At 75.5% G+C, this 23,321-nt stretch carries 20 protein-coding genes; 11 read left to right on the forward strand and 9 right to left on the reverse strand.

Annotated elements, in window-relative coordinates; translation table 11 throughout:
- Nucleotides 1-110 precede the first annotated feature (110 nt).
- Nucleotides 111-554, reverse strand: a complete 444-nt coding sequence (locus tag ACT7CP_RS04955; RefSeq protein ID WP_413963889.1) for a metallopeptidase family protein — start codon at nt 552-554, stop codon at nt 111-113.
- A 45-nt stretch (nt 555-599) separates the two neighbouring features.
- Here ACT7CP_RS04955 and ACT7CP_RS04960 point away from each other — a divergent pair, with 45 nt between their 5' ends.
- From ACT7CP_RS04960 to ahcY, 6 genes are all read left to right on the forward strand, one after another.
- A complete protein-coding gene (locus ACT7CP_RS04960; protein ID WP_012037719.1) occupies nt 600-815 on the forward strand; it encodes a DUF3499 family protein in 216 nt (71 codons plus the stop codon).
- Nucleotides 816-817: 2 nt separating this feature from the next.
- Nucleotides 818-2,245, forward strand: coding sequence for a phosphomannomutase/phosphoglucomutase (locus ACT7CP_RS04965; protein WP_445443596.1), 1,428 nt, complete (start codon nt 818-820; stop codon nt 2,243-2,245).
- Nucleotides 2,246-2,401: 156 nt separating this feature from the next.
- Nucleotides 2,402-2,683 (forward strand): metal-sensitive transcriptional regulator, encoded by a 282-nt coding sequence (locus ACT7CP_RS04970; RefSeq protein ID WP_307502723.1) that lies wholly within the window; start codon nt 2,402-2,404, stop codon nt 2,681-2,683.
- Nucleotides 2,684-2,726: 43 nt separating this feature from the next.
- Nucleotides 2,727-2,942, forward strand: coding sequence for a heavy-metal-associated domain-containing protein (locus ACT7CP_RS04975; RefSeq protein ID WP_445443597.1), 216 nt, complete (start codon nt 2,727-2,729; stop codon nt 2,940-2,942).
- 1 nt (nt 2,943) lies between these two features.
- The gene (locus tag ACT7CP_RS04980) at nt 2,944-5,382 is read left to right on the forward strand and encodes a heavy metal translocating P-type ATPase (protein ID WP_445443598.1); all 2,439 of its coding nucleotides are present in this window, start codon (nt 2,944-2,946) and stop codon (nt 5,380-5,382) included.
- Between the two features lie 63 nt (nt 5,383-5,445).
- Nucleotides 5,446-6,930, forward strand: a complete 1,485-nt coding sequence (ahcY, locus tag ACT7CP_RS04985) for an adenosylhomocysteinase (protein ID WP_445443599.1) — start codon at nt 5,446-5,448, stop codon at nt 6,928-6,930.
- A gap of 99 nt (nt 6,931-7,029) precedes the next feature.
- On the opposite strand, the gene ACT7CP_RS04990 is transcribed toward ahcY, so the two are convergent.
- Entirely contained in the window at nt 7,030-7,902 is an 873-nt protein-coding gene (locus ACT7CP_RS04990) for an RDD family protein (RefSeq protein WP_445443600.1), read from the reverse strand.
- A gap of 16 nt (nt 7,903-7,918) precedes the next feature.
- On the opposite strand from ACT7CP_RS04990, the gene ACT7CP_RS04995 reads away from it, so the two are divergent.
- Nucleotides 7,919-8,914 carry a stage II sporulation protein M gene (locus ACT7CP_RS04995; protein WP_445443601.1) on the forward strand — a complete coding sequence of 332 codons (996 nt, stop codon included), beginning with the start codon at nt 7,919-7,921 and terminating at the stop codon, nt 8,912-8,914.
- Nucleotides 8,915-8,962: 48 nt separating this feature from the next.
- On the opposite strand, the gene ACT7CP_RS05000 is transcribed toward ACT7CP_RS04995, so the two are convergent.
- Nucleotides 8,963-11,473 (reverse strand): beta-glucosidase family protein, encoded by a 2,511-nt coding sequence (locus ACT7CP_RS05000; protein ID WP_445443961.1) that lies wholly within the window; start codon nt 11,471-11,473, stop codon nt 8,963-8,965.
- 95 nt (nt 11,474-11,568) lie between these two features.
- On the reverse strand, nt 11,569-12,744 hold the full coding sequence (locus ACT7CP_RS05005; protein ID WP_445443602.1) for an MFS transporter: 1,176 nt from the start codon (nt 12,742-12,744) through the stop codon (nt 11,569-11,571).
- Nucleotides 12,745-12,959: 215 nt separating this feature from the next.
- On the opposite strand from ACT7CP_RS05005, the gene ACT7CP_RS05010 reads away from it, so the two are divergent.
- On the forward strand, nt 12,960-13,595 hold the full coding sequence (locus ACT7CP_RS05010; RefSeq protein WP_445443603.1) for a TetR/AcrR family transcriptional regulator: 636 nt from the start codon (nt 12,960-12,962) through the stop codon (nt 13,593-13,595).
- A 36-nt stretch (nt 13,596-13,631) separates the two neighbouring features.
- On the opposite strand, the gene ACT7CP_RS05015 is transcribed toward ACT7CP_RS05010, so the two are convergent.
- Genes ACT7CP_RS05015 through ACT7CP_RS05035 form a run of 5 tightly spaced genes read right to left on the reverse strand, consistent with a single transcriptional unit; the run spans nt 13,632 to nt 19,122 of the window.
- Nucleotides 13,632-14,939, reverse strand: coding sequence for a DUF58 domain-containing protein (locus ACT7CP_RS05015; RefSeq protein ID WP_413963898.1), 1,308 nt, complete (start codon nt 14,937-14,939; stop codon nt 13,632-13,634).
- Nucleotides 14,940-14,954: 15 nt separating this feature from the next.
- Nucleotides 14,955-15,908 carry an AAA family ATPase gene (locus ACT7CP_RS05020; RefSeq protein ID WP_307502697.1) on the reverse strand — a complete coding sequence of 318 codons (954 nt, stop codon included), beginning with the start codon at nt 15,906-15,908 and terminating at the stop codon, nt 14,955-14,957.
- A 12-nt stretch (nt 15,909-15,920) separates the two neighbouring features.
- On the reverse strand, nt 15,921-17,168 hold the full coding sequence (locus tag ACT7CP_RS05025) for a DUF4350 domain-containing protein (RefSeq protein WP_445443604.1): 1,248 nt from the start codon (nt 17,166-17,168) through the stop codon (nt 15,921-15,923).
- The gene (locus tag ACT7CP_RS05030) at nt 17,165-17,851 is read right to left on the reverse strand and encodes a DUF4129 domain-containing protein (protein WP_413963900.1); all 687 of its coding nucleotides are present in this window, start codon (nt 17,849-17,851) and stop codon (nt 17,165-17,167) included. The genes ACT7CP_RS05025 and ACT7CP_RS05030 overlap by 4 nt, the downstream gene beginning before the upstream one ends.
- On the reverse strand, nt 17,848-19,122 hold the full coding sequence (locus ACT7CP_RS05035) for a DUF7847 domain-containing protein (RefSeq protein WP_445443605.1): 1,275 nt from the start codon (nt 19,120-19,122) through the stop codon (nt 17,848-17,850). The genes ACT7CP_RS05030 and ACT7CP_RS05035 overlap by 4 nt, the downstream gene beginning before the upstream one ends.
- A 122-nt stretch (nt 19,123-19,244) precedes the next feature.
- On the opposite strand from ACT7CP_RS05035, the gene mtrA reads away from it, so the two are divergent.
- The 3 genes from mtrA to lpqB are packed head-to-tail and all read left to right on the forward strand — an operon-like array spanning nt 19,245 to nt 23,280.
- Nucleotides 19,245-19,925, forward strand: a complete 681-nt coding sequence (mtrA, locus tag ACT7CP_RS05040; protein ID WP_413963902.1) for an MtrAB system response regulator MtrA — start codon at nt 19,245-19,247, stop codon at nt 19,923-19,925.
- A gap of 3 nt (nt 19,926-19,928) precedes the next feature.
- On the forward strand, nt 19,929-21,572 hold the full coding sequence (gene mtrB / locus ACT7CP_RS05045; protein ID WP_413963903.1) for an MtrAB system histidine kinase MtrB: 1,644 nt from the start codon (nt 19,929-19,931) through the stop codon (nt 21,570-21,572).
- Nucleotides 21,556-23,280: a lipoprotein LpqB gene (lpqB, locus tag ACT7CP_RS05050; protein ID WP_445443606.1), complete on the forward strand. Its 1,725-nt coding sequence runs from the start codon at nt 21,556-21,558 to the stop codon at nt 23,278-23,280. The genes mtrB and lpqB overlap by 17 nt, the downstream gene beginning before the upstream one ends.
- Nucleotides 23,281-23,321: the final 41 nt, after the last annotated feature.

The following is a 23,321-nucleotide window of genomic DNA, read 5'->3' on the forward strand; positions in this document are numbered from 1 at the left end:
CGCGCGGCGTCGACCCGATGCGCGGGGCCGACCGGCGCGCACGGTGGTCGGGCCCGGCGCGGACGCCTGACACCCGTTCGGGATCCCGGCCCGGTGCCCGCGACGCCCGGCTAGTGCGGGTCGTACCGGTCGGGCGCGAGGTCCCACGGGTCCTTGCCGAGCAGCTCGGCGACCGCGCGGAAGACGCAGCCCTCGACGAGCGCGCGCTGGTGGTGCTCGTCGTCCTCGTGCAGGTGCGACAGGCGCTCGATGGGCAGGCGGTAGAAGATGACCCGGCGCTCGTCCGGCAGCACCGTCCAGCGGTCGATGCCGTCCCGCTCGCTGTTCTCGGCGGGCAGAGCGGCGACCTCGAAGGACACGCGCTCGAGCTCGTCCGGCCAGAGGCCCCGCAGGTACTCGGCGGTGGAGGCGACGATGTCGTCGAAGAGGTCGGCCCGCGTGCGGAGGACCGGGAGCTCCGGCCCGGTGACGGGGGAGCGGAGGCCGCGGCCGTGCCGATCCCGCCAGGATCCGCGGATGGAGACGTGGCCTCCCCGGCGGCGCGATCGTGGCATGGCCCCATCGTACGGCCCCGGCGTCGGCGGTAGTGTGGGCCCGACATGACGAACAGGCCCTGCTCCCGCGTCGGCTGCACCGGCGGCGCCACGACCACCCTCACGTACGTCTACGCGGATTCCATGGCCGTGCTCGGTCCCCTCAGCCACGACTCCGAGCCCCACAGCTACGACCTGTGCGACCGCCACGCGGCGCGGCTGTCGGCGCCGCAGGGCTGGCAGATCGTCCGGCACGGCGTACTCGGTGAGGTAGGTTCCTGAGCATGACGACCACTGCCGCCGAGACGCTGACCGCCATAGTGAAGACCTACGACGTGAGAGGTCTCGTCGGGAGTCAGCTGACCGAGGAGCTCGTCACGGCCCTCGGCGCCGGCTTCGTCGACGAGCTGGGCGCCGCCGGCAGCGAGATCGTCGTGGGCCACGACATGCGCGACTCCTCGCCGTCCTTCGCGCAGGCCTTCGCCCAGGGGGCCACGGCCCGCGGCGCGCACGTGCTGCTCATCGGGCTCTGCTCCACGGACGAGACGTACTTCGCCTCCGGATCCCTCCACGCCCCCGCCGTCATGTTCACCGCCAGCCACAACCCGGCCACGTACAACGGCCTCAAGTTCTCCCGCGCGGGCGCCCAGGGCATCAGCCTCGACACCGGCCTCGCCGCCATCCGCGACCGCGCCATCGGCTTCCTGGCGGACGGCATCGCCCCCGTCGAGCCCGCGGGCGAGGTGCGCGAGCGCGACGTGCTCGCCGACTACGCCGGCTACCTGCGCCAGCTCGTCGACCTCTCCGGCATCCGCCCGCTCCGCGTCGTCGTCGACGCGGGCAACGGCATGGGCGGCATGACCGTCCCCGCCGTGCTCGGCACCGCGGCCGGCCTCCCCGAGCTGCCCATCGAGATCATCCCGCTCTACTTCGAGCTCGACGGCACCTTCCCGAACCACGAGGCGAACCCGCTGGAGCCGGCGAACCTCGTCGACCTGCAGAAGGCCGTCGTCGAGCACGGCGCCGACCTCGGCCTCGCGTTCGACGGCGACGCCGACCGCTGCTTCGTGGTGGACGAGAAGGGCCAGGCGGTCACGCCCAGCGCCGTCGCCGCCATCGTCGCGCTCCGCGAGATCTCGCGCGTGAAGGCCCAGTCGCCCGACGACGAGGTCACCGTGCTGCACAACCTCATCACCTCGCGCATCGTGCCCGAGACGATCGAGGCGGCGGGCGCCACGGCGGTCCGCACGCGCGTCGGCCACTCCCTCATCAAGGACCAGATGGCCGCCACGGGCGCCGTCTTCGGCGGCGAGCACTCCGCGCACTACTACTTCCGCGACTTCTGGGGCGCCGACAACGGCATGCTCGCCGCGATGCACCTGCTCGCCGAGTTCGGCCAGAGCGAGGGCCTCATGTCGGACCTGTCCGCGCGCTACACGCCGTACGCGCTGTCGGGCGAGATCAACAGCACGGTCGACGACGTGCCCGCCGCGTACGAGCGCATCGTCGAGGCCTTCCGCGGCCGTGGCGAGTTCGACGAGCTCGACGGCCTCACGGTCGACGGCCCCGTGGGCGCGGACGGCGCCTTCTGGTGGTTCAGCGTCCGCCCCTCGAACACCGAGCCCCTCCTGCGCCTGAACGTCGAGGCGTCCACCGAGGAGCGCATGGCCGCCCTCCGCGACGAGCTGCTGGGGCTGATCCGCCAGGGCTGACCGCCCGCGCCGATCGGGCGCCCGCACCACCGCCGACGCCGCGTCCCTCCTCGAGGGGCGCGGCGTCGTCGTGCGTGCGGGCCGCGCTGATACCCCCGGGGGGTGTACACGGATACCCCTGGGGGGTACCATGGACGCGAGAGGGAGGTGGCCGCCATGGTCGGGTACAGCGAGGGCAAGGACGACATCCTGCGGAGGCTCCGCCGGGCCGAGGGCCAGGTGCGCGGCATCGAGCGCATGGTCGAGTCCGACACGTACTGCATCGACGTGCTCACGCAGGTCTCGGCCGTCACGCGCGCCATGGAGACCGTCGCCCTCAAGCTGCTCGACGACCACCTCGCCCACTGCCTCGCCGAGGCCGCGCGCGAGGGCGGCCAGGTCGCGGACGACAAGGTGCGCGAGGCCTCCGCGGCCATCGCGCGGCTCGTCCGGTCCTGATCCACCCCGCCGCCGCATCCGCATCCACCGACAAGGAGACCCCATGACCACCACCGCATTCCCCGTCACCGGCATGACCTGCGCGCACTGCGTCGCGAGCGTCACCGAGGAGGTCGGCGAGCTGCCGGGCGTCGCGTCCGTCGCCGTCGACCTCGTCGTCGGCGGCGACTCCACCGTCACCGTCGAGAGCGACGGCCCCCTCGACCCCGCGGCCGTCCGCGCCGCGGTGGACGAGGCCGGCTACGTCGCGGGGATCTGACATGGCCGACCCCGTGACCGCGCCGGCGTCCGCCGCGCCGGACGTCGCTCCGGCCGCGGAGGAGGGCGCCGTGCTCACGCGCGTCGACCTCGACGTGCAGGGCATGACGTGCGCGTCGTGCGCCATGCGCATCGAGCGGAAGCTCGGCCGGATGCCCGGGGTCGAGGCCGCCGTGAACTACGCCACCCACCGCGCGCGCGTGCAGCTGCCCGCGGGCACGAGCGTCGAGGACGCGATCCGCACCATCGAGCGGACCGGGTACCGCGCGTCCGAGCGGGCGGCGTGGGGGAGCGGGGCGGAGGTCGCGTACGACGCGCCCGCCCTCGACCCGACCCCGGCGGCTCCCGCGGAGTCGCCGGCACCCGCCGACGCTCCCGCCGCCGCTCCCGCCGCCGATCGCGCATCCGCGGCACCCGCGGCACCCGCCGCCCCGGCTCCCGCGCCCGGCGCCGCGGTCGCCCCGCGCCGCCCCGACGCCGACGAGCTCGCGCTCCGGCAGCGGCTCGTCGTCTCGACCGCGCTCACGGTGCCCGTGTTCCTCATGGCGATGATCCCCGCCCTCCAGTTCGACGACTGGCAGTGGCTGTCCCTCGCGCTCGCGGCGCCCGTCGCCGTCTGGGGCGCCTGGCCGTTCCACCGCTCCGCGGCCGTCAGCGCGCGCCACGGCGGGGTCGGCATGGACACGCTCGTGAGCATCGGCGTCGCGGCGGCCTTCCTGTGGTCGCTGTACGCGCTCTTCCTCGGCGACGCCGGGGAGCCCGGCATGCGCATGACCATGAGCCTCGTCGGGGAGCCCGGCGGCGGATCCGGCGACATCTACCTGGAGGTCGCCGCCGCCGTCACCGTCTTCCTCCTCGGCGGCCGCTACCTGGAGGCGCGGGCCGCCCGCGCGTCGGGCGCCGCTCTCGCCGCGCTCCTCGACCTCGCCGCGAAGGACGTGGCCGTCGTGCGCGACGGCGTCGAGCGGCGGATCCCCATCGGCGCGCTCCGCGTCGGCGAGGAGTTCGTCGTGCGCCCGGGCGAGCGGATCGCCACGGACGGCGTGGTCGTCGACGGCGCGAGCGCGGTCGACCGCTCGCTCCTCACCGGCGAGTCCCTGCCGGATGAGGTCGGGCCCGGCGACGACGTCACGGGCGCGACCCTGAACGCCGGCGGCCGCCTGCTCGTGCGCGCCACGCGCGTGGGGGAGGAGACCCGCCTCGCCCGCATGGCCGCCCTCGTGGAGGAGGCGCAGACCGGCAAGGCCCGGATCCAGCGCCTCGCCGACCGCGTCTCGGCCGTCTTCGTGCCGGTCGTGCTCGTGCTCGCGCTCGGCACCCTCGTCGGCTGGCTGCTGCTCGGCTTCCCGCCCGAGGCCGCGTTCACCGCGGCCGTGGCGACGCTCATCATCGCCTGCCCGTGCGCCCTCGGGCTCGCGACCCCGACCGCGCTCCTCGTGGGCACGGGACGCGGCGCGCAGCTCGGCATCCTCATCACCGGCCCGCAGGTGCTCGAGTCGACGCGGCGCATCGACACCGTGCTGCTCGACAAGACGGGCACCGTGACCACGGGCGTCATGTCGCTCGTCCGGGCCGTGCCCGCGGCGGGCGTCGACGCCGACGAGCTCGTGCGCGTCGCCGCCGCCCTCGAGGCGCGGAGCGAGCACCCGGTCGCGCGCGCCGTCGTCGAGGCGGCGGGGGCCGGATCCCTGCCCGCTGTGGAGGGCTTCGTCGCGACCGCGGGCCTCGGCGTCCACGGCGTGGTCGACGGCCGGGCGGTCGCGATCGGCCGCCCCGCCTGGCTCGCCGAGCAGTGGGCCGCCGAGCCCGACGCGACGCTCGCCGAGGCGCTGCGCGCGGCCGAGGCCGCGGGATCCACCGTGGTCGCGGTCGCGTGGGACGGCGCGGTGCGCGGGATCCTCCAGGTCGCCGACACCGTGAAGCCCACGAGCGCCGAGGCCGTCCGCCGGATCCGCGCCCTCGGGCTCCGACCGGTCCTCCTCACGGGCGACACCGCGGGCGCCGCCCGCCGCGTCGCCGACGAGGTCGGGATCGACGAGGTCATCGCGGGCGTCCTCCCCGAGGGCAAGCTCGACGCGGTCCGCCGCCTGCAGTCCGAGGGGCGCGTCGTCGCGATGGTCGGCGACGGGGTGAACGACGCCGCCGCGCTCGCGCAGGCCGACCTCGGCATCGCGATGGGCACCGGCACCGACGCGGCCATCGAGGCGGGCGACATCACGATCGTCCGCGGCGACCTCGTGCTGGTCGCCGACGCCGTGCGCCTCGCCCGCCGCACCCTCGGCACGATCCGCGGCAACCTGTTCTGGGCCTTCGCCTACAACGCCGCCGCGATACCGGTCGCCATGCTCGGCCTCCTCAACCCGCTCGTCGCGGGGCTCGCCATGGCGCTGTCGTCCGTGTTCGTCGTCACGAACAGCCTGCGCCTGCGGTCCTTCCGCTAGCCGCCGCGGCGCCCGCCCGTCATCCACGGGCGGGCGTCACGCGTCGGATGCGAGACTGGACGCATGACCCTGCTGCCGGACGCCACGTCCACCGCTCTGCCCTTCCGCGTCGCCGACCTCTCCCTCGCGGAGTCCGGCCGCCACCAGATCCGCCTCGCCGAGAACGAGATGCCCGGCCTCATGGCCCTCCGCGAGGAGTTCGGCGCGTCGCAGCCGCTCGCGGGCGCGCGCATCGCCGGATCCATCCACATGACCGTGCAGACGGCCGTGCTCATCGAGACCCTCACCGCCCTCGGCGCGCAGGTGCGCTGGGCGAGCTGCAACATCTTCTCCACCCAGGACGAGGCCGCCGCGGCGGTCGCGGTCGGCGCGGGCACCCCGGAGGCGCCCGCGGGCGTGCCGGTCTTCGCCTGGAAGGGCGAGACGCTCGAGGAGTACTGGTGGTGCACCGAGCAGATCTTCGACTGGTCGGGTGAGGCGCAGGCCGTCGACGCCGACTGGACGGGCCCGAACATGATCCTCGACGACGGCGGCGACGCCTCGCTCCTGGTGCACAAGGGCCGCGAGTACGAGCTCGCGCAGGCCGTGCCGGAGACCCCCGAGGACGCGAGCCACGAGTACCGCGTCATCCTCGACACGCTCCGCCGCAGCCTCGCCGCGTCCGGCGACCGCTGGACCCGCCGCGCCGCCGACATCCAGGGCGTCACCGAGGAGACCACCACGGGCGTCCACCGCCTGTACGAGCTCGCGCGCGACGGCGAGCTGCTGTTCCCGGCCATCAACGTCAACGACTCGGTCACCAAGAGCAAGTTCGACAACAAGTACGGCATCCGCCACTCCCTGCCCGACGGCCTCAACCGCGCCACCGACACGCTCATCGGCGGCAAGGTCGCGTTCGTCGTCGGCTACGGCGACGTGGGCAAGGGCGCGGCCGAGGCCCTCCGCGGCCAGGGCGCGCGCGTCATCGTCTCCGAGGTCGACCCGATCTGCGCGCTGCAGGCGGCGATGGACGGCTACCAGGTCGCGCGCCTCGAGTCGGTCATCGAGCACGTCGACATCCTCGTCACCGGCACGGGCAACGTCGACGTCGTCCGCGTCGAGCACATCGAGCGGATGAAGCACCAGGCGATCATCGCCAACGTCGGCCACTTCGACAACGAGATCGACATGGCCGGCCTCGAGCGCCTCCCGGGCGTCGAGAAGGTCGAGATCAAGCCGCAGGTGCACGAGTGGCGCCTGCCGTCCGGCCGCAGCGTGCTCGTGCTGTCCGAGGGCCGCCTCATGAACCTCGGCAACGCCACGGGCCACCCGTCGTTCGTGATGAGCAACTCGTTCACGAACCAGGTGCTCGCGCAGATCGAGCTGTACGTGCGGAACGACCAGTACCCGATCGGCGTGTACGTGCTGCCGAAGCACCTCGACGAGAAGGTCGCGCGCCTGCACCTCGACGCGCTCGGCGTGGAGCTCACGGAGCTCCGCCCCGAGCAGGCCGCCTACATCGGCGTCGCCGTCGAGGGCCCGTACAAGGTGGACCACTACCGGTACTGATCCGCAGGGTTCCCCGTCCGACGCCGTCCGTCCCCTCGCGGGGCGGGCGGCGTCGTCGCGTGCGGGAGGCGGCGGCGCGGGTCCGCGGGAGCGGGGGCCTCAGGCGACCGGGGAGGATCCGTCGCGCCGGGGGAACCCGTTCGGCAGACCCGCGAGGACCGGCTCGAGCGCGGCCATGCGGTCGCGCTCGAGCATCAGCGCCCGGTGCTCGCGCTCGCGGCGGACGGCGCCCACGGCCGTGACGAACGACTCGGGATCCGTCGCGGGGAGCGGCGACACGTGCACCGCGGCCTCGTCCGCGAGCTGGGCGGCCAGGCGCGCGCGGGAGGCGGGCGTCAGGCGGTCGCGCTGCGCGAGGAAGCGCGCGAGCCGGCGGCCGAGCGCGTCGGGCAGGCGGCCCACGTCGGCCTCGGACGCCCACGCGACGAGGTGCGGCGGCACGGGCGGGAGGGGAGCGGGGTACGCGGGCACGCGCTCGTGCTGCGACCGGGTGCCGGCCACGAGGTCGCCGAGGCGCTGGGCGCGCGGGGTCAGGAGGCCGACGAGCGCCGCGAGCCCGCCGAGCGTGAGGTACAGCTCCAGGATCCCGACGAGCGCCCGGGCGACCGCGTGCCGGAAGCCGATGCCGCCGCCGTCCGCCCGCACGATGCGCGCGCCCACGGCCCACCGGCCGAGCGACCGGCCGCGCGACGCGACCTCCACCACCACGGGCAGCACGACGATCGCGAGCACCACGGCGGCGATGCCGGCCGCGGCGCCCGACGCCTCGTCGAGGACGCCGTCGGCGGCGAGGCGGCCGATGAGGAGGAGGAGCAGGAGGCCCACGACGAGGGAGGCGAGCACGTCGATCGCGGCGCCCGCGGCCCGCAGCACGAAGCCCGTGGGGCGGACGTCGAGGGCGACGGCCTCGCCCACCACGAGCGCGTCGGGGCCGTCCGAGGATGTCGGGTCGTGCGCGTCGGCGGCCGCCATGCATATAGTCAAGCAGATGGACCTCGACGCCTACACCGCCGCGCACCGGGACGCGTGGGACCGGCTCGCCCGCCTCGCGGGCCGGCGCCGGCTCACCGGACCCGAGGCCGACGAGCTCGTCGACCGGTACCAGGCGGGCGCGGCCGAGCTGTCCGCCATCCAGGCCGCGGCCGGATCCACCGCGCAGGGCGACCGGCTGTCCGTGGCCCTCTCGCGGGCGCGCATGCGCTTCACCGGCCAGAGCACGAACGTCGCGTCGCGGATCCCCGCGTTCTTCGCGGTCGACCTGCCCGCGGCCCTCTACCGGATCCGCTGGCTGACGCTCGCGGTCGCGCTCGTGACCGTCGGCATCGTCGCGCTCTACGCCACGTGGATCCTCCGCGACCCCGCCATGATCGCGAGCCTCGGCAGCGACGCCGACCTCCGCAGGTACGTCGAGGACGACTTCATCGACTACTACAGCTCGAACCCGGCGGCCTCGTTCACGGGCCAGGTCTGGACGAACAACGCGTGGATCGCCGCGCAGTGCGTGGCCTTCGGAATCACGGGGCTGTGGGTGCCGTTCGTGATCCTGCAGAACGCGCAGGGCCTCGGGACCACCACCGCGGTGATGTTCTCCTACGGCGAGGGCGGCACCTTCTTCTCGTACATCCTCCCGCACGGCCTGCTGGAGCTGACGGCGATCTTCGTCGCGGCCGCCGCGGGCCTCCGCATCTCGTGGTCGTGGATCGCGCCCGGCCCCCGCACGCGGGGCCAGGCGCTCGCCGAGGACGGCCGGGCGCTCATCACGGTCGCGATGGGGCTCGTGCTCGTGCTGCTGGTGTCGGGGATCATCGAGGGCTTCGTCACGCCGCAGCCGTGGCCCGTGCCGCTCAAGATCGCGATCGGCGCCGTCGCGCTCGGGGCGTTCCTCTTCTACATGGTCGTGGTCGGCGGCCGGGCCGTGCGCGCCGGCGCGACGGGCGACCTGGACGAGTTCGAGGCGGGCGGCCGGCGGATCGTGGCGGGCTGAGCCCCGCTGATCCGCCGCCGCCCGCCTCGCGGGTCGTGCCGGTGCGGATCAGGCGGCGGTGCCGCCCGCGGGATCGACGTCCCGCTCGAGCGGCGTCGCCGTCACCGAGGTGCCCACGTGCAGGCGGAACGCGCCGGGCTCCCGGCGCCAGCCGCCGTCCCAGTGGGCGAACGTTCGCGCCCCGATGGGGATCCGCACCTCGGCGGACGCGCCCGCCTCCAGCTGGACGGCCGCGAAGCCCGCGAGCCAGCGCACGGGGCGGTCGACGGCGGATCCGGGCCGCGACAGGTAGGCCTGGACGACCTGCTTGCCGGCGCGGTCGCCCGTGTCGGTCACCGTGACGGTCGCGGTGATCCCGCCGGCGCCGTCCTCGACGACCCGCAGGTCGTCGAGGACGTGCGTCGTGTAGCCGAGGCCGTGGCCGAACTCGTAGGCCGGTGTCGCGCCCGAGCGGAGCCAGGCGCGGTAGCCGACGTGGATCCCCTCGTCGTAGACGACCCGCCCGTCGACGGGCGTGACGCTCGTGACGGGCACGTCCTCCTCGGTCGCGGGCCAGGTGGTGGGGAGGCGCCCGCCGGGCTCGACGGCGCCGAGCAGCACGTCCGCGAGGGCGTCGCCGAACTCCTGGCCGCCGAACCAGGCGAGGAGGACGGCCTGCACGTCGTCGCGCCACGGGAGGAGCACGGGGGAGCCCGCGTTCACGACCACGACCGTCCGCGGGTTCGCGGCGGCGACGCGGCGCACCAGCTCGTCCTGGCGGCCCGGCAGCGCGAGCGACTCGCGGTCGAAGCCCTCGGACTCGACCTGCGCGTTCGTGCCGACCACCACGATCGCCACGTCCGCGCCGGCGGCGGCCGCGACCGCCTCGTCCAGCAGGCGCTCCGGCTCCGACTCGTCGGCCTCGAGGCCGACCGTGATCCCCAGGATGCCGGCGAGGCCGCCCGGCATGCTCGTCAGCTCGAACTCGACCATGAGGTCCACCGGCTCGCCCGCGGTGACCCGGAGCGGCGCGGAGATCGACGGCGGCGAGAGGAGGCTCGCGCCGAGGTCCATGCCCACGGGCGCGGCGCCGTCCTCGCGGAGGAGCACGCCGTCCGCGTGGACGCGGCCGCGGCCCGTGGCGCTGAAGCCGAACAGCACCTCGCCGGTCGTCCTCGGCGTCCAGCGGGTCGTGATCTCGATCACCGCGGCCGTGCCCGTGGGCGCGTCGCCGCCGAAGTACATGAGCGTCGTCGCGCGGCGGTCCTCGGCGAACACCTCGGTGCCGTCCGCGTCGAGGAAGCGCACGAGCGCGCCCGGCTCGCCCGTGCGGGGGTTCCGGATCTCGGCGAGCGGGAGCTCCTGGATCCCCTTCTGCACGACCGCGCCCCGCGCGTACCGCACGTCGACGCCGTCGCCGAGCGCGGCGCGGATCCCGTCGAGCGGCGTGACCACGTGCTCGGGGATGACGGTCGCGCTGCCGCCGCCCTGCGTGCGCGCGTCGACCGCGTTGTGCCCGATCACCGCGACCGAGCGGAGCGCGGACGCGTCGAGGGGGAGGGCGCCCGCCTCGTTGCGCACGAGCACGGCGCCGGCGGCCGCCGCGGCGCGCGCGAAGGCCACGCCGTCCTCGACCGCGACGGGCTCCGATGCGACGGCGTCGAACCCCTCGAGGGCGCCGACGCGGGCCGCGAGGCGGAGGAGGCGGATCACCTTGCGGTCGACGTCCGCCTCCGGCACCCGGCCGTCGCGCACGGCCTCGAGGAGCGCCCGGCCCCAGGCGCCGTCCGGGCCCGGCATCTCGAGGTCCTGGGAGGCGCGCGCGGCGTCCACGCTGCGGACGCCCGTCCAGTCGCTCACCACCACGCCGTCGAAGCCCCACTCCGAGTTGAGCGGCGTCTCGAGCAGGTCGTTCTCGGTGGAGGTCGTGCCGTTGATGGAGTTGTACGAGCTCATCACGAGCCACGCCCGCGACTCCACGACCGCCTTCTCGAAGGCGGCGAGGTACAGCTCGCGCAGCGCCCGCTCGGACACGACGCTGTCGGCGGTGAAGCGGTCGGTCTCGTACTCGTTGGCGACGTAGTGCTTGGGGGTCGCGCCGACGCCGTTCTCCTGCACGCCGCGGACGTACGCGGCGGCCAGGTCGGCGGTGAGCAGCGGATCCTCGCTGAAGGCCTCGAAGTGCCGGCCGCCGTAGGGGGAGCGGTGCAGGTTGATGGTCGGGCCGAGCACGACGTCGACGCCCTTCCGGCGCGCCTCGACGGCGGACGCCCGGCCGTAGCGGGCGGCGATCCCCGTGTCCCAGGTGGACGACAGCGCGGACGCCGACGGCAGGTTGAGCGAGGGCGACCGCTCGTCCCAGACCTCGCCGCGCACGCCGCTCGGGCCGTCGGAGACGAGCATGCGGCGGAGGCCGATCCCCTCGAGGGGCCAGGTCGTCCAGAAGTCGCGGCCCGTGACGAGCCGCACCTTCTCCTCCAGGGTGAGGCGCGCCGCGAGCTCCTCGAGGCGGGCGGCGTCGGGGTCGAGCGGCGTGGCCGCGCTCGGGTCGTGCGGGGCGGGGGTCGCGTGCGGGTCCATGGGTGCTCCTGGGGTGACGTCGGCGTCTCGTCGATCCTGCTCGCGGGCGGCGGCGGTCGCGGGACGGGGGAGGGGTGCGGGGGCGTCGGGGGCGCTCATCGGACGCCCTTCACGCGGAAGGCGGCGGCCGCGCCGAGGACGCCGGCCGCGGCGCCCGCGAGGAAGAGGCCCGGGTACCCGGCGATCGCGACGACGCCGCTCGCCGCGGTGGGCACGAGGGACTGCGGCAGCGCCTGGGCGATGTTGACGACGCCGAGGTCCTTGCCGTTGTCGGAGTCGCTCGGCAGCACGTCGGTGATGAGCGCGAGGTCGACCGCGTAGAAGGAGCCGATGCCCGCGCCGATCACGAGCTGCGCCGCGTAGACGACGGCGAGGCTGGGGGCGAGGGCGAGGATCACGAGGCCGACGACCGCGACGAGCGCCGCGGCGGCGACGAACACCTTGCGGCGGCCGAGCCGGTCGCTCAGCCAGCCTGCGACGAACGTGGTGGAGACCACGCCGATGACGTTGAACAGGGTGGCGAGGAACACGGCGTTCGCCACGTCGGCCTCCGCGACCCCGAGGTCGTCGATGAGGTAGAGCGCGAGGTAGTTGGTGGCGGTCACGGCGGAGGCGGTGAGCAGGAAGCGCATGAGCCACGCCCAGCCGAAGTCGGGGTTCCGGCGCGGGTCGAACACGAACGAGCCGAGGAGCTCGCGGACGCCCAGGCGCGCGGTCGGGCGCTCGACGAGCACGCGGTCGCGGAAGACCAGGGCGAAGGCGACGACGACGGCGACGCCGACCGCGCCCGGCACGAGCACCTGCTGGGTCGTGGTGGTGAACAGCTGCACGAGGAAGGTGCCGACCACGAGCGACCCGTTCTGCGCGACGCCCACGGCGGCGGCCACGCGGCCGCGGTTGCGGGGGCGGGCGGAGTCGGCCATCACGGCGATGAGCGCGGCGATCGCGGCGTTGAAGCACGCCTGCACGAGCATCCACGCCCCGACGAGCGCCAGCACGGTGGTCGCCTGCGTGAGGAGGACGAGCGCGCCGTAGCCGAGGACGACGCCCCCGACGATCCACGGGCGGCGCATGCCGAGGCGGCCCGGGGTCCGGTCGGAGAGGCGGCCGGCGAGCGGGTTGACCACGAGGGCCACGAGCGCGCCGAGCCCCAGCACGAGGCTCAGGGTGCCGGCCGTGTCGTCGGGGGCGACCTCGGCGACCTTGAGCGCGAGGGACACGATGATGGGCGGCAGCAGGGCGACGAAGAGGCCGAGCAGCGCGATGGGCATCCCGATCTCCGCGCGGCGCGATCCGGGTGGTCGGCCCGCCTCCCGTCCATCGCCTGGGACGCGCGACGCGCCCTCGATGTGCTGCTCACGGACTGCGTCGGCCACGGTGCCTCCAGGTTCCCGGCCGCCCTCGTCGGCGGCTCGGCACGACGGTAGCACGTGAAACCGACCCCTGGTAGGTATTGCCGGACGGCCCGGATCGCTAGGGTCGAGGCATGGCAGGGGCAGAGGGTCCGCGGCGGTACGCCAAGGGGGCGACCCGGCGCCGCGAGATCCTCGAGGCGGCGCTCGCGCTCATCGCCGAGCGGGGGTACTCCGCGTCGTCGCTCCAGGAGATCGCCGACGCCGTGGGGATCAGCAAGGCCGGCGTCCTGCACTACTTCGAGTCGCGCGAGGCGCTCATCACGGCCGTCCTCGAGGAGCGCGACGCGCACTCGGAGGCCGACTACCGCGCGGCCGTCCCCGACGGGGATCCGACGGACATGGTCGGCATGCTGCTGCGCGCCAGCGCCCGCAACGCCGAGACGCCCGGCCTCGTCGCGCTCTACTCGCGGCTCGTGGTGGACGCGGCGGGCGTCGAGCACCCGGCGCACGCGTACATCGCGCGCCGGTACGCGCGCGTCGTGGGCGCCGTCGCCGACCAGGTCCGCGCCCTCGGCGTCGAGCTGCCCGCGGGGCTCGACCCGGACTCCTTCGCCCGCATCGCGGTCGCCGTGAGCGACGGTCTGCAGCTGCAGTGGAGCTACCGCCCGGACATGGACATGCGGGACGCGCTCGAGCGGTCGATCCGGGCGCTCAGCGGCGGGGCGCTCCCCGTGCCGGCCGCCGAGTCGGCGACGGCGCGCGCCTGACCCGGCCGGGCGTCCCTGCGGCCTGCGCGGCGGCGGTCAGAGCCGTCCGGTGGCCTTCAGACGGATGTAGCGGTCGGCGAGCGCGGGCGGCAGGTCGGCGGGCGCGCCCGTGACGACGTCGGCCCCGAGCCGGCGCACCGCGGCCTCGACGCGCGCCACGTCGAGGAGCGCGCGCTCGGCGGCGGCGGCGCGGTAGACGGCGGCGCGCCCCGAGCGGTCGGCGGCCCGCGCGACGAGTCCCGGATCCACGACCGCGGCGACCAGCACGTGGTGCGTGCGCGTCAGCTGCGGCAGCACCTGCAGGAGCGCGCGCGAGCTGCCGGGGGAGTCGATGGCCGTCAGCAGCACGACGAGCGAGCGCTGGGACACGATGCGGCGCACGAGCGCGGGCACGGTGCTCCAGTCGGTCTCGAGGAGCTCCGGGTCCACGGGCGCGAGCGCGTCGACCATGCGCGCGACGACGTCGCCGCCGGACCCCGCCCGCACCCGGGCGCGGACGCGGCGGTCGTGCGCCACCAGGTCCACCCGGTCGCCGGACCGCGTGGCGAGCGCCGCGAGGAGCAGCGACGCCTCGAACGCCGTGTCGAGCCGCGTCTCGTCCTGGATGCGGCCGGCCGCCGTGCGTCCCGTGTCGAGCACGAGGACCACGCGCCGGTCGCGCTCGGGGCGCCAGGTGCGGACGACCACGTCCTGTCGGCGGGCGGTCGCGCGCCAGTCGATGGAGCGCACGTCGTCGCCGCGCACGTAGTCGCGCAGGCTGTCGAACTCGGTGCCCTGCCCGCGCACCATGAGCGCGGTCCGGCCGTCGAGCTCGCGCATGCGGGCGAGGCGGGACGGCAGGTGGCGACGCGAGCGGAACGGCGGCAGGACGCGGACGGCGCCGGGGGAGAGGAGCGTCGCCTGCCGCGCGGCGAGGCCGAGCGGGCCCGCCGAGCGGATCGTGACGCGCTCCGTGCGGCGCTCGCCGCGGCGGGTGGGCGTGAGGCGGAGGCGGACGGCGCGGCGCTCGCCCGCGGGGATCCGCACCCGGTCGCGCGTGGAGGACGCGCCCGCGGAGGGCTGCCAGGCGTCGCGGACGAGGGCGCGCAGCGTGCGGGAACCGCGGTTCGTCACCAGCAGGACGGACTCGCCCGTCTCGTCGAGGCGGATCCGCGCGGGCAGGCTCCGCTCCAGCGCCACGGCCCGGGGGCTCGCGGCCAGCGCCAGGTCGAGCGCCACGAGGAGGGCGACCAGGAGGATCCACCCCGCGAGGAGCGCGTACGCCGCGTCCGACCCGTCGCCGAGCGCGACGAGCGGCACGAGCCCCGCGAGGAGCAGTGCGACGGTGCGGCCGGTGAGGGCCATCTAGCGGGGCGCCATCTAGATCGGCACCTGCACCTGCGACATGACGCCGCGGAGCACGGCGTCGACGGACACGCCCTCGAGCTCCGCCTCGGGCCGGAGCGCGATGCGGTGGCGGAGCACCGGCAGCACCATCTCCTGCACGTGGTCGGGCGTCACGGCGTCGAAGCCGCTCAGCCACGCCCAGGCGCGGCTCGCGGCGAGGAGGCTCGTGGATCCGCGCGGCGAGACCCCGAGCTGCACGGACGGCGAGCGGCGGGTCGCGCGGGCGAGGTCGACCATGTAGGCGAGCACGTCGGCGCCGACGCCCACCTCGCGGACGGCCGCCTGGGCCAGGCGGAGGCCGTCGGCGTCGAGCACGGGCTGCACGCCCGCGGCGCGGAGGTCGCGCGGGTCGAAGCCGGCGGCGTGGCGGCGGAGCACCTCGACCTCGGCGTCGCGCTCGGGGAGGTCGAGCACGAGCTTCAGCAGGAAGCGGTCGAGCTGGGCCTCGGGCAGCGTGTAGGTGCCCTCGTACTCCACGGGGTTCTGCGTGGCCGCGACGAGGAACGGGTCGGGCAGCGGGTGGCTCTCGCCGTCGACCGTGACCTGCCGCTCCTCCATCGCCTCGAGCAGCGCCGACTGCGTCTTCGGCGGCGTCCGGTTGATCTCGTCGGCCAGCAGGATGCTCGTGAAGACGGGCCCGCGGCGGAACGAGAACGCGCCCTCGCGGGAGTCGTACACGAGCGACCCGGTGATGTCGCCCGGCATGAGGTCGGGCGTGAACTGCACGCGCGCCGTGTCGAGGCGGAGGGCCTGGCTGAGCGAGCGGACGAGCAGCGTCTTCGCGACGCCGGGCACGCCCTCGAGGAGCACGTGGCCGCGGGCGAGGAGGGCGATGATCATGCCGGTCACGGCGCCGTCCTGGCCGACGACGGCCTTCCCGACCTCGGTCCGGACGGCGAGCAGGCTGGTGCGGAGGTCGTCGGTCATGGGTCCATTCTCCTAGGCGGGGTCGACGGCCCGAGCGACCCGGCGCTCGAGCGCGGCGAGGCGCCCGGCGAGGTCGACGAGGTCGCGGTCGGTGCGGGGCTGGTCGTCGAGGAGCAGGGCGCGGACGCCGGCGGGATCCTCGCCGAGGGCGGCGGCGGACGCGGCGGCGACGTCGTCGACGGAGGCGAGGCGGCCGAGCGCGAGCGTCCCGGCGAGCCGGTCGACGGTGCCGACGCGCAGCGCGTCGAGGGCGTGGCCGCGCGCGTCGGCCCGCTGGTACAGGCGGGCGCGTCCCTCCGCGGTCTCGTCGGCGCGGACCACGACGGGCAGCCGCTCCACCACGAGCGGGCCGAGGCGGCGGCCGCGCCAGACGGCGGCGGCGAGGGCGGCGGCGCCGAGCAGCAGGATCGCCGGGGTCACCCACCCGGGCGTGAGCTCGCCGAGCGTGGGCGGGGCGTCGCCCGCGGCGTCGTCGGGCGACGGCGTGTACCAGACGAGCCGAGGCCGCTCGCCGAGCACGCCGAGCGCCAGGGCGGCGGATCCCTGCTCCGCGATGCGGTCGTTGGTGAGGATCGGGTCCGCCCCGAGCACGATCACGGTGCTGCCGGGCGCGAGGGCGGCCGGCACCTCGAGGAGCGCGAAGGCGTCGCCCGTGTCGTCGGGGAAGCAGGTCGCCGCGGCGGACGCGTCGTCGCCGATCGCGCGGAACACGGGCGCGTCGTCGGGCACGGATCCCGCGGCTCGCGCGGCGGGGAGCGCGCACGCGGCGTCGAGGGCGCGGTCGGCGGACTCGGCCGTCCCGCCCGCCGCGACATCGGGCGCGATCGCCCGCAGGGTCCGGAAGTCGGGGGCGAGGAGGACCGTGCGCGTGGCGAGGCGGCCGACCTCCGCGAGCCGGTCGTCGTCGAGGCGGTCGGAGGTCGGGCCGAGCACGAGGGTCACGTCGTCGCCGTCCCCGACGGCCGCCCGCGCCTCGGCGAGCGTCGTGGCGAGCGTGATCTCGACGCCCTGGGCGGCGAGCACGCGCGCGAGCGCCTGCGTGCCGCCCGGCGCCGGGTTGTCGGGCGCGAGCGCCTCGCCCTGGCGCGCCGCCCCGCCGATCGCGAGCGAGGCCAGCGCGACGAGGACCGCGAGCGCGGCCAGCGCGATCCACGTGCCGGCCCGCCGGAGCGCCTGGCCGGGCGTGCGCGTCTCGGCGGTCGCGAGGTCGGCGTCGGCGTCCGCCCGGACGGAGGCGGGGGCGGGAACGGGCGCGCTCACACGGGCCCCGCGCCCACGGGCTCGCGGAGGACGGGCGCGGCGATCCGCAGATCCCGGTCGAGCGCGACGAGCCGGTCGACCATCTCCTCGGTGCCGACGCGGCCCAGGTAGCGCACGGCGTCGAAGTCGTCCGCGGCGGCCGCGAGGCGCGCGGCGTGGTCCGGGTGGGCGGATCCCGCGCGCCGGGCGAACCCGCGGGCCGTCGTGCCCGGATCCACCGCGACGATCGTGCGCTCGGCCTGCTCGCGCGCGACGGCCCGGAACAGGTCGGACACGGCCGCCGTGAGGTCCCCGGCCCGGCGCGCCGCCTCGGCCGCGCGGCGCAGCTCGTCGGCCGAGCGCCGGTCGTCGGAGCCGAACAGCCCGTCGCCGCCCGACGCGGCACGCCGGCGGTCGCGCCGCGGGGCCCCGAACACGAGGAACGCGACGACGACCGCCGCGAGCACGAGCACGCCGATCACGACGGGCGCGAGCCCCGCGAGCCCGCCGCCGGCGCCGTCGAGCAGCCCGGCGAGCCAGTCGCCGACCGCCTGCGCCGCGAGGTCGAGCGCGTTCGGGCGCGCGGCCTCGTACTCGGGTCTCCCGAGCTCGTCGAGGAGGAGCCGGCGCGCGTCGTCGGCGTCGGGATCGAGCGGCACGGCGGACGCACGCGCGACCGCCGTGAGGAGGGGGGAGCCGGTCACGCGCGTCCCGGCGCGGGCGCGGGCGCGGCGTACGGGTCCCGGGCCTCGGGGCCGGTGGCCGACCCCGCGCCCGCCGCGCGCTCCTCGACGAAGCGCGCCAGCTCGAGGTCGAGCCCCTCGCGCCGCATGCGCAGGTCGATGTAGAGGATGGCCGCGTTCGCCGACGTGACGATCGCGCCGATGCTGCCCACCACCACGCTCACGACGATCGTGAGCAGCTGCGTCGCGAGGTAGAAGGCGACGGAGGCGTCGAAGGACTGGAAGTCCAGCTCGCCGTTCGGGAAGAGCACCGTCTGCAGGATCGAGGTGAGGAGCGTCAGCGGCACGGTCACGACGTTCGCGGCGGCGGACACGATCACGCCGGTCAGCAGCAGGATCCCGAGCACGCGCCAGAACGACCCGATCGTGAGCGACCACGACCGGCGGGCCGCCGCGAACGGCCGCAGCCGCTCGATCACGATGGCGCTCGGCACGAGGGCCAGGCGCGTCGACACCCACGCGGCGACCACCACGAGGCCCATGATCCCGAGGACGCCCACGACGATCCCCACCGCGATGCCCGCGCCGCCCGCGAGCACCAGCAGCGCGACGACGCCCGCGAGCACCGCGAACGCCAGGGTCCACGCGCCGGTGAGGACGAGGCTCCACAGCACGAGCGCGCCGAGCCGCGGGCGGGCGAGGCGCCAGAGCGCGCGCATCCGGAGGCGCTCGCCGAGCGTGCCGCGCGCGACCTCGCTCGCGACGACGCCCTGGAGGAACGCCGACGCGACCAGCGACAGCACGAGGGTGACGACCGCCGCGATGACGACGGCCGCGACGCCGCCCGCGATGAGCGGCCCCTGGTCCGCCTCGCGGGCGGAGAGGACGCGCGTGACCACGAGGCCCGTCACGCCGCCCACGATCAGGAGCGTCACGACCCCGACGAGCCCCTGGATCAGCAGGGCGCTGCCGACCGTGGGGCCGGGGTTCCGGCGGAGCGTCTGGAACGAGCCGGCGAGGATCGCGCCGAGCCCGAGCGGCCGGAGCGGCAGGAGCCCGGGCTTGGGCGGCGGCGTCCAGCCGGGGGCGGCGCCCCAGGCGGGAGGCGGCGGGTACCCGGGGACGGGGGCGTAGGCGGGAGCGGCGGCGAGTCCGGGGGGCGGTGCGTAGCCGGGAGCGGGAGCCGGCGGGACCGCGGGCCCGGCGTCGGCGCCCCGTCGATCGGGATCCGGGGATCCGCCCTGCCCGGACGACGCGCCGCCCGGGGCCTGCCAGCTCTGGTCATCGGTCACAGTCGCCCAGCCTCCCACAGGCGCCCCGCGAAGTCCCGCGTCCGCCGGCCCGCGCGCGCCCCCGCGATCCCCGGGATCCACCGGCTACCCTGGGGGTTCCGAGGACAGGGAACACAGGGCAGATGACAGCACGGATCCTGGTGGTCGACGACGACACCGCGCTCGCCGAGATGATCGGCATCGTCCTCCGCACCGAGGGCTTCGAGCCCTCCTTCTGCGGGGACGGCGGCCAGGCGCTCGCCGCGTTCCACGAGGGCAAGCCCGACCTCGTGCTGCTCGACCTCATGCTCCCCGGCCTCGACGGCATCCAGGTGTGCGACCTCATCCGCGCGGAGTCCGGCGTGCCGATCATCATGCTCACGGCGAAGTCCGACACCGCCGACGTCGTCAAGGGACTCGAGTCCGGCGCCGACGACTACATCGTCAAGCCCTTCAACCCGAAGGAGCTCGTCGCCCGCATCCGCACGCGCCTGCGCCCCACGGCCGCCGCGTCGCCCGGCCTCCTGCAGGTCGGCGACCTCGTGGTCGACGTCGAGGGCCACGAGGTCCGCCGCGGCGACGAGCGCATCAACCTCACGCCCCTCGAGTTCGACCTCCTCCACGCGCTCGCCAGCCGCCCGCAGCAGGTCTTCACCCGCGAGATGCTGCTCGAGCAGGTGTGGGGCTACCAGTACAAGGCCGACACGCGGCTCGTCAACGTCCACGTGCAGCGCCTCCGGGCCAAGGTCGAGGACGACCCGGACAACCCGCGCATCGTCATGACCGTCCGCGGCGTCGGCTACCGCGCGGGGGCCGCGGCCTAGCCCATGCGCCCCCTGCCCGCGTGGCTCGTCGACTGGAGATCGTGGCCGCGCCGCCTCGTCCGGATCTGGGCGGTGTCCCTCCAGTTCCGCACCGTCCTCATCACCGTCGCCCTCTCCGGCGCTACCGTCCTCCTCATCGGCGTGCTCATGACGCAGAGCATCTCGAGCGACCTCTTCCGCCAGCGCCTCGACACCGTGCTGCAGCAGTCGAACAGCGCGACGAGCCGGATGCAGGAGCAGTTCACGTCCTCGGACGCCTCCGACCAGACCGAGCTCGAGCAGCTCCGCACGCAGGTGTTCGACGAGCTCCGCGGCAGCGCCATCAACCTCTCCGACTTCGCGTTCCGCCGCACGCCCGGCACGGAGGCGCGCAACGTCCTGCAGAACGCCTCGACCGCCGACTACGTCGACAGCCTCCTGAGCGCCGACCTCCGCCGCGCCGTGGGCGAGGGCACGGGGACGCAGCAGTGGCAGTCGGTCGCGATCCCCGACGAGCAGGGCGGCACGAGCCCCGGCATCGTCGTCGGCTCGAGCATCGACATCCCGTCGGCGGGCCGGTACGAGCTGTACCTCGTCTACGACCTGGGCGACATCCAGCAGACCCTCGACTTCGTGGCCGGCACGATCCTCCTCGCGTTCCTCCTCCTCGTGGTCCTCATCGGCGCGATCGCGTGGCTCGTCGTGCGCCTGGTCGTGGCGCCCATCCGCGTCGCGGCCGACACCAGCCAGAAGCTCGCGGCGGGGCAGCTCGAGGAGCGGCTGCCCGTGAAGGGCGAGGACGTGATCGCGACCCTGGCCCGCTCGTTCAACGGCATGGCGGACTCGCTGCAGTCGCAGATCACGCAGCTCGCCGACCTCTCGCAGCTGCAGCAGCGCTTCGTCTCGGACGTCTCGCACGAGCTGCGGACGCCGCTCACGACCATCCGGCTCGCGGGCGGCGTGCTCTACGACCTGCGCGAGGACTTCAGCCCGCCGGCCGCCCGCAGCGCCGAGCTGCTGCACACGCAGGTGGAGCGGTTCGAGACGCTGCTCGCCGACCTGCTGGAGATCAGCCGGTTCGACGCGGGCGCCGTCGACCTCGTCACCGAGCCCACCAACCTGGTCCGGCTCGTCGAGGACTCCATCGACGAGTTCGAGGGCCTCGCGGCGCAGAAGGGGTCGGAGCTCCGGCTGGTCGCCCCCGGCGGCTACTTCGACGCCGAGATGGACGCCCGCCGGGTCCGCCGCATCGTCACGAACCTCGTCGGCAACGCCGTCGACCACGGCGAGGGGCGGCCCATCGTGATCACGGTGGACAGCGACCGCGACGCCGTCGCCCTCGCCGTGCGCGACTACGGCGTCGGCATGACGCACGAGGAGATGGGCCACGTCTTCGACCGGTTCTGGCGCGCGGACCCGTCGCGCCAGCGCAGCACGGGCGGCACGGGCCTCGGCCTCGCGATCTCCCTGGAGGACGCGAACCTGCACCACGGCTGGCTGCAGCTGTGGTCGCGGCCGGGCGAGGGATCCTGCTTCCGGCTGACCCTGCCCCGTCGCCCCGACGTCGCGCTGGAGAGCTCGCCCGTCGCCCTGCCGCCCGACGATCCCGCGGACGATCCCGCGGGCGACCACGCCGACGAGGAGCGCTCCCGTGCCCACCAGCCCTGATCCGCGCCCCCGCCGCGTCCGTCGCCCCGCGCGCGCCGCCGCCGTCGCCCTCGTCGCGGCCTGCGCGATCCTCCTCGCCGGCTGCGTCTCGATCCCCTCCGGCGGCCCGGTCGCCGCGGGCGGCCCGGCCGTCGTCGCGGACGAGTCCGGCGTGAGCTACCAGCCCGACGGCCCGCAGGACGGCGACGGCCCGGACGACGTCGTCGCGGGCTTCGTCGACGCCGCCACCAGCTCCGCGGACCAGTACGGCGTCGCCCGCCAGTTCCTCTCCTCCGACTTCGCCTCCCGCTGGGACCCGTTCGCGAGCGTCGTCGTGTGGGAGGGCCAGGCCCGGACCTCCGAGGAGGTCGACGGCACCTTCAGCTACTCGGTCACGACCATCGCGACGGTCGACGGCCAGGGCCACTACCGCGAGGTGGGCAGCGACCAGGAGACGCGCCTGTCCTTCCAGCTCGTGCAGGAGCGCGGCCAGTGGCGCATCGCGAAGGCGCCGGACGGGATCGCGCTCCGCTCGACCTACTTCCGCGAGATCTTCAGCGCCCACGCCCTGTACTTCTTCGACCCGACGTTCTCCTACCTCGTCCCCGACCTGCGCTTCTTCGTGACGCGGGCGTCGCAGAGCGTCAGCACGCGCATCGTGAAGTCGCTCCTGCAGGGACCGTCGCCGTGGCTGTCGCAGCCGGCGGTCGTCACGGCCTTCCCCGAGGGGACCCGCCTCGCGTCCTCGGCCGTCACCACGGCGTCCGGCACCCCGCAGGTGGACCTCTCGACGGAGGCGCGCGCGGCCGACGGCGTGATGCAGCAGCGGATGAAGCTCCAGCTCCGGCAGAGCCTCTCCGCCATCCCCTCCGTGCTCGACGTCCAGGTGCTCGTCGACGGCACGCCCCTCACGGTCTCCGACCTCGGCGGCCGCGCCCCCGTGAAGGACCCGCAGGCGGAGTCGCGTCCGCTCGTGCTCGCGCAGGGCGCGTTCGGCTACCTGGGCGGGGGGGAGGTCGCCCCGCTCGGGACGCTCGGCACGCGCGTGGCGGCCCTCGGCGCGGACGCCGCGACGCTCAGCGCCGACGGCCGCCAGGCCGCGGTGCGGAACGGGTCCGGAGTGTGGGCGGTGGGCGACGGCGAGCGGGACGCCGTCCTCCTCGACGCGCGCCCGGGCCTCGCGGCGCCGTCGCTCGACGCGCAGGGCTACGTCTGGTCGATCCCGGCCGCGGATCCGCGGGGACTCGTCGCCTGGGGCCCGGACGGCGTCGGCCACCCCGTCGCCGTGAGCTGGACCGGCACCGGCCGCGTCGTCTCCCTGGAGGTCGCGCGCGACGGCGCCCGCGTGCTCGTGCAGCTCGAGACCGGAGCCGGGCCGCAGCTGCTGGTCTCGTCCATCGTGCGCGACGACGGCGTGCCGACGTCCCTCACCACGACGCCGCTCGAGCTCCTCGCGACGCCCGGCACGCCCCTCGACGCGACGTGGGTGGACGAGCTCGACGTCGCCACGCTCACGCTCGCGCCCGACGGCGAGCGCCAGGTCACGCTGCACCAGGTCGGCGGCCCGTCCAAGGACATGGGATCCGCCGCGGACGGCATCGCCATCGCGGGGGCGAACGACGAGAGCGGCCTGCGCGTCCTCACGGGCGCGGGGGCCCTGCTCACGCCGCGAGGCAGCACGTGGCAGCAGACGGCCACCGGCGTCTCCTTCATCGCGACCAAGCGCTGACGCCCTCCACGGATCCGTCCTGGCCGCCCGCCCCGCTCCGG

The sequence above is a fragment of the Clavibacter rahimiani genome (assembly GCF_052654495.1).

Bases quoted from the DNA above. Each gene is read 5' to 3' on its own strand.
- ACT7CP_RS04955 (WP_413963889.1), bottom strand. From the start codon at position 554: ATGCCACGATCGCGCCGCCGGGGAGGCCACGTCTCCATCCGCGGATCC.
- ACT7CP_RS04960 (WP_012037719.1), top strand. From the start codon at position 600: ATGACGAACAGGCCCTGCTCCCGCGTCGGCTGCACCGGCGGCGCCACG.
- ACT7CP_RS04965 (WP_445443596.1), top strand. From the start codon at position 818: ATGACGACCACTGCCGCCGAGACGCTGACCGCCATAGTGAAGACCTAC.
- ACT7CP_RS04970 (WP_307502723.1), top strand. From the start codon at position 2,402: ATGGTCGGGTACAGCGAGGGCAAGGACGACATCCTGCGGAGGCTCCGC.
- ACT7CP_RS04975 (WP_445443597.1), top strand. From the start codon at position 2,727: ATGACCACCACCGCATTCCCCGTCACCGGCATGACCTGCGCGCACTGC.
- ACT7CP_RS04980 (WP_445443598.1), top strand. From the start codon at position 2,944: ATGGCCGACCCCGTGACCGCGCCGGCGTCCGCCGCGCCGGACGTCGCT.
- ahcY (WP_445443599.1), top strand. From the start codon at position 5,446: ATGACCCTGCTGCCGGACGCCACGTCCACCGCTCTGCCCTTCCGCGTC.
- ACT7CP_RS04990 (WP_445443600.1), bottom strand. From the start codon at position 7,902: ATGGCGGCCGCCGACGCGCACGACCCGACATCCTCGGACGGCCCCGAC.
- ACT7CP_RS04995 (WP_445443601.1), top strand. From the start codon at position 7,919: ATGGACCTCGACGCCTACACCGCCGCGCACCGGGACGCGTGGGACCGG.
- ACT7CP_RS05000 (WP_445443961.1), bottom strand. From the start codon at position 11,473: ATGGACCCGCACGCGACCCCCGCCCCGCACGACCCGAGCGCGGCCACG.
- ACT7CP_RS05005 (WP_445443602.1), bottom strand. From the start codon at position 12,744: ATGCCCATCGCGCTGCTCGGCCTCTTCGTCGCCCTGCTGCCGCCCATC.
- ACT7CP_RS05010 (WP_445443603.1), top strand. From the start codon at position 12,960: ATGGCAGGGGCAGAGGGTCCGCGGCGGTACGCCAAGGGGGCGACCCGG.
- ACT7CP_RS05015 (WP_413963898.1), bottom strand. From the start codon at position 14,939: ATGGCCCTCACCGGCCGCACCGTCGCACTGCTCCTCGCGGGGCTCGTG.
- ACT7CP_RS05020 (WP_307502697.1), bottom strand. From the start codon at position 15,908: ATGACCGACGACCTCCGCACCAGCCTGCTCGCCGTCCGGACCGAGGTC.
- mtrA (WP_413963902.1), top strand. From the start codon at position 19,245: ATGACAGCACGGATCCTGGTGGTCGACGACGACACCGCGCTCGCCGAG.
- mtrB (WP_413963903.1), top strand. From the start codon at position 19,929: ATGCGCCCCCTGCCCGCGTGGCTCGTCGACTGGAGATCGTGGCCGCGC.